Source organism: Tamlana sedimenti, from assembly GCF_038148895.1.
Classification (GTDB): domain Bacteria; phylum Bacteroidota; class Bacteroidia; order Flavobacteriales; family Flavobacteriaceae; genus Tamlana.
In genome coordinates this window covers 125532-146764 of sequence record NZ_JBBVGQ010000005.1, presented here as the reverse complement: position 1 = coordinate 146764, position 21233 = coordinate 125532, and the positions used below count along the sequence as shown (strand labels likewise).

Sequence of the window (21233 nt, the reverse complement as noted above, 5' to 3'; positions counted from 1 at the left end):
TTTGGCGTCTTTTTTATGTATATTATGCAAATAATGGTTCTTTTTTGATGGTTTTTAATTGAAAATCATCAAAAAAGAGAAAAGAATGTTTTTTAATTTATGGCAGCAAATCTTGCAAAGAAGAGTTCCATCAAGCTCTTATCTTTTGATATTGATAACACCTTAGTTGAGTTTCATACCCTAAAAAGTAATTTTCCAAAAATCTGGAAAAAGTATAAAAATGGAACAGATATTTTACTTACCTACAATACAGGTCGATTAATTGACGATGTTAAAAATTTAATTGAAAAAGGCGTTTTGCCAGAGCCAGATTATATTATTTCTGGTGTAGGGACACATATATATGATTACCCCAATCAATCGGTGGTAAAGGAATTTAATGATGTTCTTGACGAAGGCTGGGATTTGGAAACCGTTGAAAGTATCATACAGAGTATAGACCATCCCATTAGTGAGCAACCGTCAAGATTTCAACATTCTTATAAGAGGAGCTATTTTTTTCATGATGCTACACCAGAACACATTACTGAAATAGAACAGGATTTTGCCAATGCCAACATGCACATCAATGTAGTCTATTCTGGGGAAAAGTTTTTGGATATACTACCAAAATGGGCAAACAAGGGCAATGCGCTACAATGGTTGCTTAAAAAGCTCAATTTAGATTCAAGCGATGTTTTAGTGGCTGGCGATAGTGGAAATGATTCTGCTATGTTCAACTTGAAGAATATTAACGGAATAGTAGTGGCTAATGCCCATGAAGAGCTTTATAAATTCACGAAGTACAGACAAATATATCATGCTGAAGGAGAGCATGGAGACGGCGTTATTGAAGGGTTAATCTACTATGGTATTTTACCAAAAGAAGCGCAGTCCGTTATAGAAAAGGACCATTCTGAGGATTTCATTATTCAACAGGAAAGGATAAATATTGCTTCGGAAGATGAAGATGAAAAAATAGCCCTCATAAAAGAAGGGTATACCAAGGCCATTGAGGCACTAAAAAAGAATATTACACCCTTAGGTTTTTCGGCCTGCTCAATAAAAGATAATGAAGCTAGTGGTACTGACGAAAATTATCACAGTGTTTGGGCTAGAGATGGCGCAATAACAGTTATTGGTTCACTTCCTTTAATTCGCGATGAAGAAATTCATAAGTGCCAGAGACAAACCTTAGTGACTTTACTTGAGCATATTTCTCATAATGGTCAAATTCCTTCTAATGTTCGAATTAAGGATAACATGGCCGATTATTCGGGAGTTGGCGGTATTTGCTCTATAGATAGCGGTATTTGGGTAGTTATCGCTTTCTATGAATATGTTCATGTTACCAAGGATATTGATTTTCTTCGAAAATATATTGACGATATAAAGGAAACTATGCGTTGGTTAGGAGCTCACGATAGCAATAATGATGCTTTGTTGGAAATACCTGAAGCTGGGGATTGGACGGATTTATTTGGTGGAAGCTATAACATCTTATACGATGAAATTTTGTGGTATCGGGCCAATGTATGCTTTGGGCGTATGTTGGAAATATTGGGAGACTACGAGGATGCGGGCAAATATATAAGATGGTCTCAGGTTATAAAAAAGGAGATATTGCAAAACTTTTGGCCATCGACGCAACAAAAATTGTTCCAGTCGGTCTCTTTTGCAGAACGTCAGTTTACATTGGGGGATACCTCTTATTTGATAGCTCAAACAACACCTTTTGACTTTAGTTGGCGCTGCGATGTTTTTGGCAATGTTTTGGCCTTTTTACATGGTGCGGTAGATGTCGAGAAAGCACATAAAACCTTGAAATTTATGTTGGGTGTTGGTGTTAATGATCCTTTTCCGGTCTCGAATGTATACCCAGTTGTTACACCGGGAGACCCGGATTGGAGACCATACTATACGGTCAATTTATTAAATCTCCCCAACCATTACCACAATGGAGGCATTTGGCCATTTGTTGGTGGATTTTGGGTGAAGTTTATCAATAAATTAGGGTTGAAGGATGTTGCTATTTCTGAACTGCACAAGTTGGCTCTAATTAATAAAGAAGGTTTAACTGAAGAATGGGAATTTACCGAATGGGCACATGGCACAACAGGGAAAGCTATGGGAAAAGCTTATCAAGCTTGGTCGGCAGCCCAATATATTTCAGCCTGTCATGATTTAAAAATAATTAATAAATAATAAAATTTGAAATAATGAAGTCGATATTGATGATTTCTTTGCACGGATATGTAGGTGCCAATGCGGAATTAGGAAAACCAGACACAGGAGGACAAGTAGTTTATGTTTTAGAACTTGCCGAGCGTTTCAGTAGATTGGGAAAACGTGTAGATTTGGTAACACGACAATTTGAAGACCAACCAGAATACGATCATGTCGATGAAAATTATAGTGTATGGCGCATTCCTTTTGGGGGTAAAAAGTTCATTAGGAAAGAAGATATGCACGATCACCTAAAAAAGTTTGTTACCAATTGTTTGGCAGCCATAAAAAAGGAAAATAAAAAATACGACATCGTTTACAGTCATTATTGGGATGCCGGTTGGGCAGGACAAAAAATTGCGGAAGAGTTGGGTATTTCTCATGTTCATACACCCCATTCTTTGGGTTGGTGGAAACAGCACACCATGGGAAGTGATATGGATGAAGAGGAAATGGAAAAAAACTACCGATTTAAGGAACGCATTAGAAAAGAATATTTTGTCTATCAAATGTGCAATTATGTTATTGCTACTACATTGCCGCAAGTTGATTTACTTACCCAGCAATACGATGTTCTGCCAAGAAATTGTGGTATGATTCCTCCGGGAATTGATGAAAACAGATTTTATCCCATACCGTCAAAAGAGAACGACAAAATTCGTGAAAAATATGATATACACCCCACAGATATTTTGGCTTTAGGTAGAATGGCACATAACAAAGGGTATGATTTGCTTTTGCGGGCATTGCCTACCGTTTTTGAACTTTGCCCTGAGGCCCGATTAGTCGCTGCCATTGGTGGCGACCAATCTGCTCAAGATGATAAAGGTGTGGCTGGTTTAAAAAAGCTTGCCGGAGAACTTGGGGTTTTAGATAAGATAACCTGGAAAAATTATGTGGCAGATAAAGATTTGGCAAATGTATATCGATCGGCCAATATTTTCGCTATGCCATCAAGGTACGAACCATTTGGAATGGTTGCCATTGAAGCTATGGCTTGTGGTACACCAAGTGTAGTGACGGTTCATGGTGGTCTTTATGATTTAATTGATTTTGGAAATCAAGCCTTGTTTGCAGATCCGCACAGACCTTTGGAATTTGGTGCCATGATGTCTATGCCGTTGCTATACCCAAGGTTGCGAAATGAACTGTCGGTTGAAGGTGCCCGTTTTGCAAGGCGTAATTTTGGTTGGACAGGTATTGCTAAGCGCATATTAGCAATTTTCAATAGTTCAATCAACCAAAGATCGATGGAATCGAGTATTTATTAGCAGTATAAGATTAATACTGGTCTCTAGATTTTATATTATCAGCACATAATTGAATAATTTGGGTAATGCGCTTTTTTCGTGTGTCCTCTCGCTTGGCTTGATTTAGCCAATATAGATAGCTTTTTCGGTATGAAGGCGCAAAGTTTTGGTAGTTGTTAAAAGCTACGGTATTTTTATTGAATTCAATTTGTAAATCTTCGGGTATCACGCCATTTTCAACATCGTCCAAAGCAGCCCAACTTCCATTTTGCTTGGCAATTTCAATAATTTTTAATCCGCTTTCATGCATTAATTCATTGGTAATCAATTCTTCAATATACTTTTTGTTCAATGCGCTCCAAACACTTTTTTCATTCCTTGGGGTGAAGTATTGCCTTCTTTTTCCATTGCCCAAACTTTTTACGGTGGAATCTATCCAGCCATAACACAACGCAACCTTAACGGCTTCTTCCCACCTCATGCTATCGTTTTCATGCTCAACTTTAAAAAAAATCAAGTAAATACCTGTTGATGAATGATGGTTTTCATGCAACCATTCGCGCCATTCAATATCCGTTTTAAAATATAATTCAGGTAATTGCGCCAAGGCTAAATCTTTTTCGTATAAACATAAAAATCGGCATCAACATTAAATGAATTGATTTTATCATCGAGCTTTAATGTTTTCCATTCTGCTTGAGGAAATAGCCACTGTTCTTTTTCATTTATGTTGATTTGTATGGGCATATCAAACTTGTCCACAATATTGGTCCATCGGTATTTAAGCTCGCGTTTATTTATTTCATATTCCAAGGTTGGAATTTTTGTTGTTCTTAAATACTGATTGAAAAATTCGGTTAAATCAATACCTGTTTCTGCTGAAAGAAAATCTTCAATTTGTTTGGAAGTTACGGTTTGGTGATAAAATGTAACATTCATTTTACGAAGAATCTTTCGCCATTTTTCATCGTCTTCAATGAGTTGACGTAGGGTGTGCAACATGTTGGAGGCTTTGTAATACATATCTATAGGGCCTGCACTGTTCACATTATAATGGCTTATTACAGGTCTTTCATTTTCAATATTTCTGCGGGTGCCAATAACGTATTCGGCCGAAGCTTCTTTTCCGTAGTAATAATCCAAAAAGAGATTTTCAGAATAAGCCGTGAAACCTTCATGAACCCACATGTCGGCAACATCTTTAGTCGTAATATTGTTAGCAAACCATTCGTGGCCAGATTCGTGGATGATGATAAAATCGAATTTTAGACCCCAACCTGTACCCGATAGGTCATTTCCCAAATAACCATTTTTAAATTGGTTACCATAAGTAACACTACTTTGGTGCTCCATACCCAAATAGGGAACTTCAACCAATTTGTAGCCATCCTTATAAAATGGGTATTGGCCAAACCAATGTTCAAAGGCCTTCATCATTTTAGGTGCGTCTTTGAAATGTTCTTTGGCTTTTTCCAGATTGTCTTTTAAGACATAGTAATCCATATCTAGATTTCCAGCCATACCATCATAGACTTCAGAAAAATGAACGTAGTCGCCAATGTTTATATTAATTCCATAGTTGTTTATTGGGTTGCCCACAAACCAAGAATATGTTTTTGTGTCACCAATTTGCTCAACCTTTCTTAGTCTTCCATTGGAAACATCAATCAGTTTTGAAGGTACATTAACACTGATGAGCATGCTATCCACTTCGTCGTACATATGATCTTTACAAGGCCACCAAACACTTGCGCCCAAACCTTGGCACGATGAAGCAATAAAATGATTTCCATTGGCGTCTTTTTTCCATGAAATGCCTCCGTCCCATGGTGCTCTTATGGCTTCCTTTGGATGGCCTTCATAAAATACTTCCAAACTTTTTACGTCACCTATTTCTTGATTTTCCGATAGTTTTATAAAATGGGCGTTGCCATCGTGTTTTATTTCCAATTCGTTGCCATTTTGAATTGCTTTTAAAAGTTTCATGGGTGGCTGCAAATCAATCTGCATGACTGACTGATTTTTTAAAACTTTGTATTGAATGGTGTTTTTTCCTGAAATAAATTTTTCATCAGGGTCAACTTTAATATCGAGGTGATAATATGTTAAATCCCACCATTCGCGTTCAGGGGTTATGCTTCCCCTTAAGGTATCCTGTCTTGTAAAAGCAGGTTTTTCAGAAAGCAAATTCTGGGCAAAAGAAATATGGATTGAAATAAGAGCCAAAAGGCAAAATAGATTCTTCATTTATTTTATTTTTTAATCTCGAAACACTTTATTTGGAAATACAACGACGCTTTCAAATCCATTTTCATTAACCGAAGCGACTCCAAAAAAGTAATTATCAATAACAATACCATCCAACATAAATTCTGAAACATCTCCTACATATCTACTGTTATCCCAAGTTGGAGAAGTGGTGTCGCGCCAATAAATTTTATAGCCTTTAGCCCCATCAACTTTGTCCCATTTTAACTTAACTGAAGGCTCAACAATACCACCAATACTTATGTTAGTCGGAGCAGGCGAGGCTGATGCCAAACTCGCCAAATTTATGGCATTTACGGCGGTTAGTTTTTTTGCATAATCAAAGTTTACGTGCTCAATAACATCGCCATATTTAACGCCATTTTCTTCTCGGATATCTTGGTGTTGTTGATTGTAATTTTCATGTGCTTCCATAATTCTGATTCCGGCAAAACCCAAATCATTAAATGGGCGATGATGTCCACCACGACCAAATCTGTCCAGTCTGTAAACCATCATAGGGTTCATTTCAGGCATATAGGTTTTTACATTTTTGTAAACATAACGGGCTAGTTGACGCGAAATACCATCCACTTCACCACCATAATACCTTCGCAGTGTGCGTTCCCTTTCTGTTTCATTTGGAGGAATAGGTTCTGAGAAAATCCTAAAAGTTCGATTGTCAATTATGCCATCAACACCTTTTATATTTCCAATCATATCATTATTTAAAACACCAATAATCTCCCAGCCTTTTTCTTTGGCATATTTAGCTAAGCCTGCACCACCAAAAAGACCTTGTTCTTCGCCAGAAAGCCCAACATACACAATACTACTTTCAAATTCGTACTTCGAAAGCACTCTGGCCGCTTCAATAGCTCCTGCCATTCCTGATGCATTATCATTCGCGCCAGGAGCATCTTTTGTGAAATCTGATCCATCGCTATTTCTTGAATCAATATCACCACTCATAATGATATATCTATTTGGGTATTTGGTTCCCTTTTGAATTGCCACTACGTTAACAACCCAAACATCATGTGGTATACGGTCATTTCCTTTTTTGGTTACAAAATCTTTTTGATAAAACACATCAATGCAGCCATCGCAATTTTGGGATATGTTTTCAAATTCTTGTTTAATCCAACGTCGGGCTGCTCCAATACCTCTAGTATTTGATAAGGTGTCACTAAAGGTATTTCTTGTACCAAAGTTTGCCAAGGTCCGTATGTCCTGTTCTATTCTATTTGCAGAAACAGCATTTATAATATCGTATAATTGGAGGTCTTTCTGAGCAAAAGACAGTAACGTTGAGCTTAAAATAGCTATAAAAAGTAATCTTTTCATATTAAAAATTTCATCTAAAATACTGAAAATAAAAACGCCCCGAAATAAATTCAAGGCGCTTTTAAAAATTGAGTTAGTCACTTTTAACCTGCTTAGAAGCAGTATTTATTTTCATCAATTACCTTTTGCGCAATAATGTGTCTAAGTTCTATAATATTGGGCATGTTTACATATTTTATGTAGCGTCTTAATCCCATGAGCATCATGCGTTGTTCGTCTCCTTTGGAGAATGAAATTATTGAATGTTTTCCGGCAGTTTCTATAACGTCAATAGCATGGAATAAATTTAATTTTGCCATGGCTATTTGCTCTTTAACATTTTCTTCGCCTTCTTTTCTAGCCATTTTCTCTGCTCTTAAAATAGCTGATTCTGCCAAATAGATTTGGATTAAAATATCGGAAGCCGCCAACATTAATTGCTGTTGTTGCTCGATTTTTTCACCGTATTTCTTTAAAGCAGCACCAGCAACCATCAAAAACAATTTTTTAAGGTTTTTAATGATGCTTTTTTCTTCTGAAAACAATTCTGAAAAATCTTGTGGTTCAAAAGAAGGAATTCCGACTAATTCTTCAGCTACTGCTTGGGCTGGTGTTAACAAGTCCACATGACCTTTCATGGCTTTTTTAATAAGCATGCCTATGCAAAGCATTCTGTTAATCTCGTTAGTGCCTTCATAAATTCTGGAAATTCGGGCATCACGCCAAGCAGATTCTATTGGTGTTTCTTCAGAAAAACCCATGCCTCCAAAAATTTGAATACCTTCATCTGTACAATTTTGAACAAATTCTGAAACGGCAACTTTAAGAATGGAGCACTCAATGGCATATTCCTCAACACCTTTCAATTCAGCTTCCTGATGCGAATCTTTGCCGTTGTTTTTACGTATTGTAATGCGGTCTTCAATGTTTTTTGAAGCGCGGTAGGTAGCTGCTTCACCTACCCAGCAGTTGGTGGCCATTTCTGCAAGTTTTTGACGAATGGCGCCGAAGCTTGAAATTGGCGTTTTAAATTGAATGCGCTCGTTGGCATATTTTACGGATTCCGTGATGGTTCGTCTTTGGGCGTCTAAACAAGCTGCAGCCAATTTAATCCTTCCAACGTTTAAGGCATTCATGGCAATTTTAAAACCATTTCCTCTAGTTGAAAGCATATTTTCAACGGGAACAATAGTGTCATTAAAAAACACTTGTCTGGTTGAGGAAGCACGTATGCCTAACTTATGTTCTTCTTCACCCATAGTAATACCGTTAGGGTTTTCTGGGTCGTATTCAACAATAAAACCAGTAATGTTTTTATCGTCTTCTATTCTGGCGAAAACAATCATAAGGCTACAGAATCCGGCGTTGGAAATCCACATTTTTTGTCCTGTAATTTTATAATGCGTTCCATCTTCAGAAAGTACGGCTTTAGTTTTTCCGGAGTTGGCGTCACTACCAGCACTTGGTTCGGTTAAACAATAGGAACCAAACCATTCACCCGTAGCTAGTTTAGGGACATATTTTTGTTTTTGTTCCTCGTTGCCATATAATGTAATAGGCATAGTGCCAATACCCGTATGAGCTCCGAATGCTGTACTGAAAGAACCTGTTGCTCCAGAAATATAGTCGCAAACCAACACGGTGTCTATAAAGCCCATGCCCATTCCACCATATTCTTCAGGAACAGCAATACTTAAAAACCCTAATTCTCCAGCTTTCAGCATGCAAGATTCAGTAAGGGCATAATCCTTCTTTTCAAATTGTGCTTTTTTAGCCCAAATCTCTCTATCAACAAATTCTGTAACAGCTTCTTTCATCATAAGCTGGTCTTCGTTGAAATCTTCGGGTATAAAAATGTCTTCGCAGTCAATTTCTTTTACCAAGAATTGTCCTCCACGTAAAATATTTTTTTCTTTAGTTTCCATAGTTTTTTGGATTTATAGATTCAAGAATCAGGAATCAAGACTAGGATAATCCAGATTTAAACCTTGATATCATTTTTTGTATTTGATTTATTTTTTGTTCTAATTCTTTAAATTTTTCTTCTGAAATATAATTTTCATTGAATGCTACATTTAACTGAGTTTCCCATTCAAAAGCAGAGCCTAAACTATCCTCTAAGTACTTATTTAAATGTTTATTCGAACTTTTACTAGTCCCTTCAGAAATGTTTGAAGGGATTGAAACCGCACTTCTATTCATTTGACTTTTTAAACCATAAGTTTCAAATTCAGGAAAAGACCTTGTTATTTTGTATGATTCTGAAACAAGTTCCATACTTTCAGTCCAAATCTTTAATTTCTTGAAATTGTGCATGGTCTTGAATCTTGGTTCTTTTAAGTCTTGGTTTCTAATTCAAAAATTCAAATATGCCACAAGCACCTTGCCCTGTACCAACGCACATAGTTACGGCACCATATTTTCCTTTCATGTTTCGTTTGCGCATCTCATCAAATAATTGAACCGAAAGTTTGGCTCCAGTGCAGCCCAGTGGATGCCCTAAAGCAATGGCGCCTCCATTGACGTTTACGATATCAGGATTTAAGTTTAATTCCCGTATCACCGCCAAGGATTGTGATGCAAACGCTTCGTTAAGTTCGATTAATTCTAAATCATTTTGTTTTAATCCGGCAAGTTTTAAAGCTTTTGGAATGGCTTTCACTGGACCAATACCCATAATACGTGGTTCAACACCTGCGGCAGCGTAATTAACCAATCTAGCAATAGGTTCTAGGTTTAATTCTTTTACCATATCTTCACTCATAATCAAAACAAAAGCTGCTCCATCGCTCATTTGAGATGAATTCCCAGCCGTTACGCTTCCACCTTGAGCGAATACAGGTTTCAATCTAGCCAAGGCTTCCAAATTTGTATCTTTTCTCGGGCCTTCATCTTTGGTAACTGTATAGGAATTAGTTGCCTTTTTTCCATTAGAATCAATATAAGTTTCTTCAACTTTAATGGGTGCAATCTGGTCTTGAAAACGATTTTCGGCTTGAGCTTTTAAAGCTTTCATGTGTGAATTATATGCGAATTCATCCTGATCTTCACGTGACACTTTGAATTGATTCGCAACAGCTTCAGCTGTATTTCCCATTCCCCAATAATAATCTTCATGCCCAGAATTTATAAGGTCGTAGTTCAATTCTGGTTTAAATCCTGTCATCGGCACGGCACTCATGCTTTCTGCACCTCCAGCAATGATACAATCGGCCATACCAGCTTGAATTTTAGCGGCAGCTATAGCGATGGTTTCCACACCTGATGAACAAAATCGATTAACGGTTACACCAGGCACATCCACAATATTTAAACCCATTAAAGAAATTAAACGGGCCATATTTAAACCTTGTGAACCTTCGGGCATGGCATTACCAACAATAACATCATCGATTCTGGTTTTGTCAAAATTGGGCAACTTATCCATCATATACTGAATGGTTTCAGCCGCTAATTCATCGGTTCTTTTGAAACGAAAAACCCCTTTGGGTGCTTTACCAACCGCAGTTCTATACGCTTTAACTATATATGCTTGTTTCATAATTTTAGATTTTTAGATGATTAGATTTTAGACCGTTAAGATTTCTAAATATCTAGAAACCTAACAATCTAATCTGTCTAATTTCGCAATGGTTTACCGGTTTTAAGCATATGCTGAATTCGTTCTAATGTTTTTCTCTCTGTACATAAACTTAAGAAAGCTTCACGTTCTAAATCCAATAGATATTGCTCACTAACTAATGTCGGCTCAGATAGATCGCCTCCAGCCATAACATAGGCTAGTTTGTTGGCTATTTTGTGGTCGTGCTCGCTAATGTAGTTTGATGCCTCCATAGAATCGGTTCCAACTAAAAACATGCCCAAAGCCTGTTTTCCCAAAACTTTTACATCGTTGCGCTTTACAGGTTTTGTGTAACCCGCTTCCGCTAGTAATTTTGCGTGTGCTTTTGCAGTGGCAATTTGACGGTCTTTATTGACCACAATAATATCTTTTCCTTGTTGAAGAACCCCTAAATCAAAAGCTTCATAGCCCGAAGTAGATACTTTTGCCATACCAATAGTCAGGAAATATTCGCGTAAAACATTCAATTCTACATCACCTTGTCTAAAAGTGTCTGATGCCCTCAAGGCCATCTCTTTGGAGCCGCCGCCGCCAGGAATAACTCCAACGCCAAATTCAACAAGTCCCATATAAGTTTCCGCAGCTGCCACAACTTTATCTGCGTGCATAGATAGTTCGCATGCTCCGCCCAAAGACATGCCATGCGGCGCTGAAATTGTAGGTATGGATGAATAGCGCATCCGCATCATCGTATCTTGAAAATACTTAATGGCTCCATTCAATTCCTCGTATTCTTGCTCGACGGCCATCATGAAAATCATACCGATATTGGCGCCAACTGAGAAATTGGCTCCTTGGTTTCCAATAACCAAGCCATCAAAATCTTTTTCGGCTAAATCAATTGCCTTGTTCAATCCTGCCAAAACATCACCACCAATGGTGTTCATTTTAGACTGGAATTCACAATTAAGAATACCATCTCCCAAGTCTTCAATTACAACACCATCGTTTTTGAATACTTGATTGGATTTCCTGATATTATCCAATATGATAAACGCATCTTGACCTGGTACTTTTTGTTGTGATTTGGATGGGATATCATAAAAATAGGTGTTTCCTTCTTTTACCGTATAAAAAGAAGAACTGCCCGAAGCCAACATGTCATTTACCCAAGAGGCGGGTTCCAAACCTTCTGCTTTCATGAGTTCTAGGCCTTTTTCTACACCAACGGCATCCCAAATTTGAAAAGGACCGTGCTCCCATCCAAAACCTGCCTTCATGGCATCATCAATTTTATATAATTCATCCGAAATTTCAGGAACTCTTTTGGAAACATAGGCGAACATGGCCGTGAAATTTTTACGATAGAATTCGCCTGCTTTATCTTTTCCGGAAATTAAAATTGGAAAACGGTCAATGACTTTATCAACCGATTTTGTAAGTTCTAAGGAGGCAAATTTTGCTGATTTTTTTGCCCTATATTCTGAGGTGTTCAGGTCTAAAGACAGAATTTCACTTTTTCCGTCTGCTCCAGTTACCTTTTTATAAAAACCTTGTCCTGTTTTGCTGCCCAACCACTTATTTTCCATCATGGTATTAATAAAATCGGGTAGTTTGAATAATTCGTGTGCTTCGTCATTTGGGCAGTTTTCATAAATCCCATTCGCAACGTGTACCAAAGTATCCAATCCAACCACATCAACCGTGCGGAACGTTGCCGATTTTGGACGACCAATCACAGGGCCGGTGAGTTTGTCTACTTCTTCAATGGTTAAATCCATTTCTTTTACCTGATGGAACAAGCTTTGAATGCCAAATATACCAATGCGATTACCGATAAATGCAGGGGTGTCTTTAGCAACTACCGAAGTTTTCCCAAGAAACTGTTCACCATAACCATTTAAAAAGTCTAATACATCTGGTGATGTTTTAGGCCCAGGAATGATTTCAAATAATTTTAAGTATCGTGCTGGATTGAAAAAGTGCGTGCCACAGAAATGTTTTTGAAAATCCTCAGTTCGACCTTCACTCATAAATTTTATGGGAATACCAGAAGTATTACTGGTTATGAGTGTTCCTGGTGTTCTGTGTTTTTCAAGTTTTTCAAAAACTTGCTTTTTAATGTCTAGCCTTTCAACCACAACTTCCATAATCCAATCAACGTGGGCAACTTTGGCTATGTCGTCCTCTAAATTACCAGTCGTAATTCTACTGGCAAATTTTTGATGGTAAATAGGAGAGGGCTTAGATTTTAGTGCAGAAGCCAAAGCATCATTAACTAACCGATTTCTTACCACTTTATCTTCTAAAGTTAAACCTTTGGCTTTTTCCTTGTCGTTAAGTTCTCTGGGGATAATATCCAACAAAAGAACTTCCACGCCAATATTGGCAAAATGACAAGCAATACCACTTCCCATGATACCTGAACCTACAATAGCTACTTTTTTAATTCTTCTTTTACTCATTTTATAAATGACTAATCGTTTTGATTAAATATTTTTTTATTGCTGACCATATCATTAATCACTTCAGCGACTTCATAAAAATGGTTGATTTTTTCTTCGGAAATATGACTTCTAATCGTTTCATTGAATTGTAAAACCTTTTCTCTGGATTGGGCTCTTTTTTCACGACCAAATTCGGTAAGCATAATAATAACTCCTCGACCGTCATCTGGATTAGGGTGACGTTCAATCAGTCCCCTTTTTTCCATTGTTTTTAATATTCTGGATAAACTGGTGGCTTCCATGCCCATTTTTGGTCCTAAGGCAGTTGATGGCGTACCTTTTTCGGGGTCAATGCTTAATAATGTGAAGCCTGTTGCCATTGTACTTTCAAATTTTGCGGCTTCTTCGTTGTACATTTTTTGAACACAAAGCCAAGTTGTTCGCAATACGTAATCAATGGTTTTATCTTTCATCAAATAGTTTTGGTTGTAACGTTCTTTGTCAGATGTAATTAGCTGTTAAGTTTTATTTTGCTATTTAACTAGAATAGGGCTAAATTTGACCTGACTGCACCAAATATAGTAAAATTTGTTATGCATGCATAACAAATTTTACTAAAATTCTGAAAATTTTTGTTTTTCTGTTTTTCGTGAAGAATTGACGTTTTTCCTATTGGGGCCTGTATATTTTTTCAATCAAACTAGCATATTTCTGTTTGATGATGTCCCTTTTCATTTTCATGGTCGGAGTTAAATGTCCAGACTCAATGGACCAGATTTCTGAAGTCAATTCAAAGGCCTTTATTTGCTCCCACTTACCAAATTTTTGGTTGCATTTATCAATCTCTTTTTGAATTCTTTTTTGAATAATTTCAGAGTTTGAAATGTCTTCAAAAGATTTCCCGATTTTGTGTTTCTTTTGCGCAATCCATTCTTGGATAAACTCAAAATTGGGCTGTATTAAAGCGGCAGGCATTTTTTCACCCTCGCCAATGACCATAATTTGTTCTATAAATCGTGATTGTTTTAATTCGTTTTCAAGCAATGTTGGAATAACGTACTTGCCACCAGATGTTTTGAACATTTCTTTTTTACGCCCGGTAATCTTGAGAAAACCATCGGCATCAATTTCACCTTTATCTCCTGTATGGAAATAATCTCCAGTCATCACACTGGCCGTTTTTTCTGGGTCTTTATAGTAACCCATCATAACGTTTGGGCCTTTGCAAAGAATCTCCCCATCTTCAGCAATTTTTACTTCAACGCCGTCAATCACTTTACCAACGTAACCAATTTTCCAGTTATTGTTTCGTTTGTCGCTTGCTGATATTCCCGGAGACGTTTCAGTAAGCCCATAACACTCCATGATTGGCATATTTGCCGCTCCGAATATTTTGCCCAATCTAGGTTGCAAGGCTGCACTTCCTGAGGCCATGAAAACGATGTTTCCACCCAAAGCTTCTTGCCATTTTTTAAAAATCAGCTTCCGTGCAATGCCTAGTTTAAAAGCATACCAAGGGCCATTTTGTTTATAGGGTTTATAATTGGCTCCTACTTCAACGGCCCAGAAAAATATTTTCTTTTTTAATCCCGTTAATTCAGCTCCTTTGGCAATAATTTTGTCGTAAACTTTCTCAACCAATCTTGGTACGACCGTCATAGTTGAAGGTTTAATTTCTCTGGCATTATCACCTATTTTTTCAATAGCTTCAGCAAAATAGGTTTCAATGCTTACATATTGGTATAGATAGGTAAAAACACGTTCAAAAATATGGCAGATTGGAAGAAAGCTCAAAGCTCGGTCTCCATAAGATAGCGGAAACCTTTTACGGGCGGCAAGCACATTGGATACAATATTGTTGTGAGACAACATAACCCCTTTGGGTTTGCCCGTGGTTCCAGACGTGTAAATAATGGTTGCCAATTCTTCGGGCTTTACATTCGCTTTTCGGTCTTCAACTTCATTTTGGTTACCATTATCTTTGCCAAGTTCCAATAATTCTGAATAGTGCTTACAACCTTTTATGTTGTCAAAGGTATAGATTCCTTTTAGTAGGGTTTTGGATTTTACCTGATTGATTTTTTCCAAAACTTCTTCATCTGATACAAAACAATAGATAGATTCGCTATGGTTTAAAATATACTCGTAATCTTCGGCACTAATTGTTGGATAAATGGGAATATTTTGTGCGCCAACTTGAAGTACGCCAATATCAACAATATTCCATTCGGTTCTGTTGGTAGAAGAAATAACGGCAATTTTATCATTCTTTTTTATGCCAAGTTTTAGCAAAGCCCTGCTAATGGCATTCGCCTTATCGATGTATTCCTGCGTAGAAGTGCTTACCCATTCGCTGTTATATTTTGTGACCAAGCACGCTTCCAAAGGATGGTTTTTTAGTTGGTAATAAGGAAAATCAAAAAGTCTGGTTATTTCTTTCATGCTTATTTGTAAAGTCTAGTATTGCAAAATATGAAATTAAAAATGATTTTCAAATAGTGAGATTGAAGGGCTGATTCCCATTTGTACTTTATAACCTGAACTTCAAATATTTCATCTTTTAAAACTATATATAATATGACTTATGTCATTGAAAAGCATCAAATACCAAATTACTTTTATAGGGACATTAAAAACGTTCAAAAAATTAAAAAATATAAATATTATGGAATTACTTGAAGCAGAGAAAACCCATGTGTACAGATTTGGTAACAAGTCTGCTGATGGGAATAGCAAAATGCGTAATCTTTTGGGAGGAAAAGGAGCCAATTTAGCAGAAATGAGTTCAATTGGTATTCCAGTGCCACCTGGATTCACCATTACGACCGAAGTTTGTACCGAATACAATTTATTGGGAAAAGATGCGGTGGTTGAAATGATTAAAAGTGAAGTGGAGGCATCCATCGACAATATTGAAAAACTCATGGAATCTTCTTTTGGGGATAAGGAAAATCCGCTTTTGGTTTCCGTTAGGTCTGGCGCAAGGGTTTCTATGCCCGGTATGATGGATACCGTTTTAAACCTTGGTATAAATGATGAAGTGGTTGTTGGCTTAGCCAAAAAAACCAATAATGAACATTTTGCCTGGGATTCCTATCGTCGTTTTATTCAAATGTATGGTGGAGTAGTTTTAGGAATGAAGCCCGCTTCAAAAGAAGATATCGATCCTTTTGAAGAGATTATGGAAAATCTAAAAGGGAAAAGAGGTATTCAATTAGATACCGAATTTACAGTTCAGGATTTAAAGGATTTGGTTTATGATTTTAAGGAAGCTGTAAAAAAACGAACCGGGCATCATTTCCCATCGAATCCTTGGGATCAACTTTGGGGTGCTATAGTTGCCGTCTTTAATAGCTGGAATGGTGATCGTGCCATTTATTACCGAAACATGCATGGGTATCCGGAAGATTGGGGAACTGCTGTAAATGTTCAAGCCATGGTTTATGGCAATATGGGTGATAACTCAGGAACTGGCGTTTGTTTTACTCGTGACGCCGGAACAGGAGAGAATGTTTTTAACGGTGAATATTTAATCAATGCACAAGGTGAAGATGTAGTTGCAGGTGTTAGAACACCACAACAAATCACCAAATTAGGGTCACAACGTTGGGCAGAATTGGCTAAAATTGAAGAAACCGAACGTTTGGAAAAATATCCTTCTCTTGAAGAATTAATGCCTTCTATTTATGCAGAGTTGAATAGCTATCAACAAAAGCTGGAAGATCACTACCGCGATATGCAGGATATGGAATTTACCATTCAAGATGGAAAACTGTGGATCCTGCAAACCAGAAATGGTAAACGCACAGGTGCCGCTATGGTTAAAATTGCAGTCGATCTTTTAAAAGAAGGCAAAATAAATGATAAAGAGGCCTTATTGCGTATTGAACCTAATAAGTTGGATGAATTATTACACCCTGTTTTTGACCCCAAAGCATTGAAGTCGGCACATGTAATAGCGCAAGGATTGCCAGCATCTCCAGGTGCTGCAACGGGTAAAATCGTATTTTTTGCCGATGAAGCCAACAAATTCAAAAACAGTATTTTGGTTCGTATTGAAACCTCTCCCGAAGATTTGGAAGGTATGCATATTGCCAAAGGTATTTTGACCGCTCGTGGTGGAATGACCTCACATGCTGCCGTTGTTGCGCGCGGTATGGGTAAATGTTGTGTATCTGGTGCTGGTGCCTTAAAAATCAATTATAAAGCCAGAACGCTTACTGTTGATGGACACGAATATCACGAAGGCGATTGGATTTCATTGAATGGTTCAACAGGGAATATTATTGAAGGTAAAGTTGCCACCCGTGAGCCTGAGTTAACCGGTGAGTTTGCTGAAATCATGGAGCTGTCCGATAAATATGCTGTCATGAAAGTTAGAACCAATGCCGATACACCAAACGATGCGCGTGTTGCCAGAAGCTTTGGTGCTCAAGGAATTGGACTGACCAGAACAGAACACATGTTCTTTGAAGTGGACAGGATTAAAGCGATGCGGGAAATGATTTTGGCAGATACTGTTAAAGGCAGAAAACTAGCTTTGCAAGAATTATTGCCAATGCAACGCGAAGATTTTGAAGGTATTTTTGAAGCCATGGAAGGTCTACCTGTAACCATACGATTATTGGATCCGCCATTGCATGAGTTTGTGCCTCACCAATTAGCAACGCAAAAAGAGTTGGCAGATGAGATGCACATTTCACTTCAGGCCGTGAAAAATAAAGTAGCCGAACTGGAAGAATTTAACCCAATGTTGGGTCATCGTGGTTGCCGATTGGGTAACACATATCCAGAAATTACCGAAATGCAAACCCGTGCTATCATTGAAGCTGCGCTTAATCTAAAAGAAAAAGGTATGACTGTGGTTCCCGAAATCATGGTGCCACTGGTTGGAACATTAAAAGAGTTTGAGGCTCAGGAAAAAATCATTAGAGAAACTGCCAACACGGTTTTTAAAGAAAGAAATGATAAGGTTGAATTCTTAGTTGGTACCATGATTGAGATTCCAAGAGCTGCTTTAATGGCCGATAAAATTGCGGAAAAAGCAGATTTCTTCTCCTTTGGAACTAATGACTTAACACAAATGACCTTTGGTTATTCCCGCGATGATGCCGGTAAGTTTTTGCCAATTTACATTCAAAAGGGCATTTTAAAAGTAGATCCTTTTGAAGTTCTGGATCAAGAAGGTGTTGGCCAATTGGTTAAATTGGGGACTGAACGTGGTAGAAGCGTTAAACCAAATTTAAAAGTCGGGATTTGTGGTGAGCATGGTGGTGAACCAAGTTCTGTTGAGTTTTGCTATAACACCGGTATGAACTATGTGAGTTGTTCACCTTTTAGAGTGCCAATTGCCAGATTGGTGTCAGCCCAAGCTGTGATTAAAGAAAGAATTTGATAGGTTATATTTCTTAGTTTTTATGAAAAAAGCCCCGAGGTAAATTTGCCCCTCGGGACTTTTTTAGTTGTTATTAAAAAGTTAGAATTTGTAGTAAACCAAATTCTGTTTTTAGTTAGTCAGGAACTATTTGCGTTGCTTAACATTTAGAAAAACCAATTACTAAATTGGTGTCACCTCGAGTAGCCATAAAAAATCGTTAATGTTTTATTCATAAGTAAACAAAACCCACAAACCGATAAAATCGGTTTGTGGGTTTTGTTTTTTGAAGCAATTATTGCTTTTTCGATAGGACATTTTATCTCCTTATTTCTAAGGAAAAAAATTTTTTCAACTTTTTTTTATTTCAAACGTTTTCGTTAATAAGTATTTCTTTAACACAGGCGATATATGACTTTAATCAGGTTTTTCGATTTACACGTCAGCTAATTTTGTCACAGCATCCAGAAATGGCTTTTCAAAAAACAAAATATTAATAAAATGGAAGTAAAGAAATTTAAATACGGAACTTGGACAAAAGAAGTAAATGTTAGAGATTTTGTAATCAACAACATCACACCTTATTATGGTACTCATGAGTTTTTGGTGGGACCAAGTGCCAAAACTCAAAAATTATGGGAAATATGTAAACAAGCTACCAAAGAAGAACGAAAAAACAATGGAGTTCGTTCGGTGGATACAAATACCATTTCCACGGTTAGTGCATTTGATGCAGGCTATATTGACAAGGAAAATGAAGTGATTGTTGGATTGCAAACAGATGAACTTTTAAAACGTACCATGAAGCCATTTGGAGGGTTCAAGGTAGTGGAAACAGCATTGGCAGAACTTGGCTTAAAGTCAAATGAGAATATTTCAGAATTATTTTCCAAATATGTGAAGACACATAATGATGGGGTGTTTGATGCCTACACATCAGAAATTAGAAAATTCCGTTCTTTAGGATTTTTAACTGGATTGCCAGACAACTACGCTAGGGGAAGAATAATTGGGGATTATCGTCGTGTAGCTTTATATGGAATCAATTTTCTAATTGAAGCCAAGAAAGCTGATTTACAAAATATAAAAAGCCCAATGACAGAAGCCACAATACGTTTACGTGAAGAGGTGTCTGAGCAAATAAAATCCTTGAAAGAAATGGTTGAATTGGGCGCTAAATACAATTTGGATTTAGGACGTCCTGCTGAAAATGCACAAGAAGCAGTGCAATGGACATATATGGCTTATTTAGCAGCCGTGAAAGAACAAGATGGTGCTGCCATGTCTTTGGGTAATGTGTCTGCCTTCTTAGATATTTATATTGAGCATGATTTACAGGAAGGTTTGATTACTGAAGAAGAAGCGCAAGAATATATAGATCAATTTGTGATGAAGCTAAGAATGGTTCGCCATCTTAGAATGGGTGCTTACGACGAAATATTTGCAGGTGATCCAACCTGGGTAACCGAAGCGATTGGTGGTATGTTTAATGATGGAAGAACTAAAGTAACCAAAACAGCCTTTAGATTCTTGAATACCTTATACAACTTGGGAGCATCTCCAGAACCAAACATGACTGTGTTATGGTCTGAGAATTTACCTCAAAACTTCAAGGATTATTGCGCCAAAGTTGCAATTGATACATCATCCATTCAATTTGAAAATGATAATTTAATGAGAACCAGCCGAGGTTCAGACGATTATGGTATTGCATGTTGTGTTTCCTATCAGGAAATAGGTAAAGCCATTCAGTTTTTTGGAGCGCGAACTAACTTGGCAAAAACATTATTGTTGGCAATAAATGGTGGACGTTGCGAGCTTTCAGGTAAACAAATGATTCATGGTGTAGCTGAATATACAGATGAGTATTTAGATTTCGATAAAGTTATGGCCAATTTCAAAATAGCCATGAAAGAAGTGGCACGCGTGTATAATGATTCCATGAATATTATTCATTATATGCATGACAAATACTATTATGAAAAGGCTCAAATGGCTTTGATAGACACCAATCCTAGCATTAGTATTGCTTACGGTATTGCAGGATTATCCATTGTAGCGGATTCGCTTTCAGCCATCAAATATGCAAAAGTTAAACCTATTAGAAATGAAGAAGGTTTGACAATAGATTTTATAATTGAAGGAGAGTTTCCCAAATATGGAAATGATGATAATAGAGTAGACTTCTTAGCCGCAAATGCAGTAGCTGATTTTAATAATGAACTGAAAAAACTGCCGGTTTATAAAAATGCAGAACCTACAATGTCTGTTCTTACCATTACATCAAATGTTGCTTATGGTAAGAAAACAGGAGCCACTCCAGATGGTAGAGCCTATGGAATTCCATTTGCTCCTGGTGCCAACCCAATGCATGGTAGAGACTCAAATGGCGCAATAGCTTCCTTAAACTCTGTTGCAAAAATTCAGTATTCAGATTCAAAGGATGGTATTTCAAATACGTTCTCCATTGTTCCAAAATCATTAGGGGCCAATGAAGAAGACAGAATTGAAAATTTAGGTACCATATTAGATGGTTATTTTTCTAAAGGAGCGCAACACGTTAATGTAAATGTGTTGGATAAAGAAACTTTATTGGATGCCATGGAACATCCAGAGGAATACCCTCAATTGACCATACGTGTTTCTGGCTATGCTGTTAACTTTGTTAGGTTAACTAGAGAGCAACAGCAAGAAGTCATTACACGGTCTTTCCACGAATCCATTTAGTTTTTATTAATATTTTGAATGCATCTGAAAAGAAGGCGAAAGCTTTCTTTTCGGGTGCTAATTTTAAATCCTTGCGTTATCAAAACTACAGACAA

The 21233-nt window shown here is 37.3% G+C and carries 13 protein-coding genes; 4 read left to right on the top strand and 9 right to left on the bottom strand.

Features of this window, described 5'->3' with window-relative positions; translation table 11 throughout:
• Positions 1-99 precede the first annotated feature (99 nt).
• Positions 100-2184, top strand: coding sequence for an HAD-IIB family hydrolase (locus WJN01_RS13070; protein WP_445197607.1), 2085 nt, complete (start codon positions 100-102; stop codon positions 2182-2184).
• A gap of 14 nt (positions 2185-2198) precedes the next feature.
• Entirely contained in the window at positions 2199-3476 is a 1278-nt protein-coding gene (locus tag WJN01_RS13065; RefSeq protein WP_445197606.1) for a glycosyltransferase, read from the top strand.
• Between the two features lie 10 nt (positions 3477-3486).
• On the opposite strand, the gene WJN01_RS13060 is transcribed toward WJN01_RS13065, so the two are convergent.
• The 9 genes from WJN01_RS13060 to WJN01_RS13020 all read right to left on the bottom strand — a co-directional run bounded on the left by WJN01_RS13060 (position 3487) and on the right by WJN01_RS13020 (position 15479).
• Positions 3487-4062 (bottom strand): YdeI/OmpD-associated family protein, encoded by a 576-nt coding sequence (locus WJN01_RS13060; protein ID WP_445197605.1) that lies wholly within the window; start codon positions 4060-4062, stop codon positions 3487-3489.
• A 2-nt stretch (positions 4063-4064) separates the two neighbouring features.
• The gene (locus WJN01_RS13055) at positions 4065-5702 is read right to left on the bottom strand and encodes a M1 family metallopeptidase (RefSeq protein ID WP_445197604.1); all 1638 of its coding nucleotides are present in this window, start codon (positions 5700-5702) and stop codon (positions 4065-4067) included.
• 12 nt (positions 5703-5714) lie between these two features.
• On the bottom strand, positions 5715-7049 hold the full coding sequence (locus WJN01_RS13050; protein ID WP_445197603.1) for a M28 family peptidase: 1335 nt from the start codon (positions 7047-7049) through the stop codon (positions 5715-5717).
• Between the two features lie 92 nt (positions 7050-7141).
• Positions 7142-8953 (bottom strand): acyl-CoA dehydrogenase FadE, encoded by a 1812-nt coding sequence (locus WJN01_RS13045; RefSeq protein WP_445197602.1) that lies wholly within the window; start codon positions 8951-8953, stop codon positions 7142-7144.
• 40 nt (positions 8954-8993) lie between these two features.
• The gene (locus WJN01_RS13040) at positions 8994-9344 is read right to left on the bottom strand and encodes a four helix bundle protein (RefSeq protein WP_445197601.1); all 351 of its coding nucleotides are present in this window, start codon (positions 9342-9344) and stop codon (positions 8994-8996) included.
• 34 nt (positions 9345-9378) lie between these two features.
• Complete coding sequence (locus WJN01_RS13035; protein WP_445197600.1) at positions 9379-10569, bottom strand: acetyl-CoA C-acyltransferase; 1191 nt, start codon at positions 10567-10569, stop codon at positions 9379-9381.
• Between the two features lie 77 nt (positions 10570-10646).
• On the bottom strand, positions 10647-13055 hold the full coding sequence (locus WJN01_RS13030) for a 3-hydroxyacyl-CoA dehydrogenase/enoyl-CoA hydratase family protein (RefSeq protein ID WP_445197599.1): 2409 nt from the start codon (positions 13053-13055) through the stop codon (positions 10647-10649).
• An 11-nt stretch (positions 13056-13066) separates the two neighbouring features.
• Positions 13067-13510 (bottom strand): MarR family winged helix-turn-helix transcriptional regulator, encoded by a 444-nt coding sequence (locus WJN01_RS13025; protein WP_370478283.1) that lies wholly within the window; start codon positions 13508-13510, stop codon positions 13067-13069.
• A gap of 196 nt (positions 13511-13706) precedes the next feature.
• Positions 13707-15479 (bottom strand): AMP-dependent synthetase/ligase, encoded by a 1773-nt coding sequence (locus WJN01_RS13020; protein WP_445197598.1) that lies wholly within the window; start codon positions 15477-15479, stop codon positions 13707-13709.
• A 223-nt stretch (positions 15480-15702) separates the two neighbouring features.
• Here WJN01_RS13020 and ppdK point away from each other — a divergent pair, with 223 nt between their 5' ends.
• The gene (ppdK, locus tag WJN01_RS13015) at positions 15703-18432 is read left to right on the top strand and encodes a pyruvate, phosphate dikinase (RefSeq protein ID WP_445197597.1); all 2730 of its coding nucleotides are present in this window, start codon (positions 15703-15705) and stop codon (positions 18430-18432) included.
• 480 nt (positions 18433-18912) lie between these two features.
• The gene (pflB, locus tag WJN01_RS13010) at positions 18913-21138 is read left to right on the top strand and encodes a formate C-acetyltransferase (protein WP_445197596.1); all 2226 of its coding nucleotides are present in this window, start codon (positions 18913-18915) and stop codon (positions 21136-21138) included.
• The last annotated feature ends 95 nt before the right edge of the window (positions 21139-21233 follow it).

Bases quoted from the DNA above. Each gene is read 5' to 3' on its own strand.
- WJN01_RS13070 (WP_445197607.1), top strand. From the start codon at position 100: ATGGCAGCAAATCTTGCAAAGAAGAGTTCCATCAAGCTCTTATCTTTT.
- WJN01_RS13025 (WP_370478283.1), bottom strand. From the start codon at position 13,510: ATGAAAGATAAAACCATTGATTACGTATTGCGAACAACTTGGCTTTGT.
- WJN01_RS13045 (WP_445197602.1), bottom strand. From the start codon at position 8,953: ATGGAAACTAAAGAAAAAAATATTTTACGTGGAGGACAATTCTTGGTA.
- WJN01_RS13050 (WP_445197603.1), bottom strand. From the start codon at position 7,049: ATGAAAAGATTACTTTTTATAGCTATTTTAAGCTCAACGTTACTGTCT.
- WJN01_RS13065 (WP_445197606.1), top strand. From the start codon at position 2,199: ATGAAGTCGATATTGATGATTTCTTTGCACGGATATGTAGGTGCCAAT.
- WJN01_RS13040 (WP_445197601.1), bottom strand. From the start codon at position 9,344: ATGCACAATTTCAAGAAATTAAAGATTTGGACTGAAAGTATGGAACTT.
- WJN01_RS13030 (WP_445197599.1), bottom strand. From the start codon at position 13,055: ATGAGTAAAAGAAGAATTAAAAAAGTAGCTATTGTAGGTTCAGGTATC.
- WJN01_RS13020 (WP_445197598.1), bottom strand. From the start codon at position 15,479: ATGAAAGAAATAACCAGACTTTTTGATTTTCCTTATTACCAACTAAAA.
- WJN01_RS13035 (WP_445197600.1), bottom strand. From the start codon at position 10,569: ATGAAACAAGCATATATAGTTAAAGCGTATAGAACTGCGGTTGGTAAA.
- WJN01_RS13055 (WP_445197604.1), bottom strand. From the start codon at position 5,702: ATGAAGAATCTATTTTGCCTTTTGGCTCTTATTTCAATCCATATTTCT.
- pflB (WP_445197596.1), top strand. From the start codon at position 18,913: ATGGAAGTAAAGAAATTTAAATACGGAACTTGGACAAAAGAAGTAAAT.
- ppdK (WP_445197597.1), top strand. From the start codon at position 15,703: ATGGAATTACTTGAAGCAGAGAAAACCCATGTGTACAGATTTGGTAAC.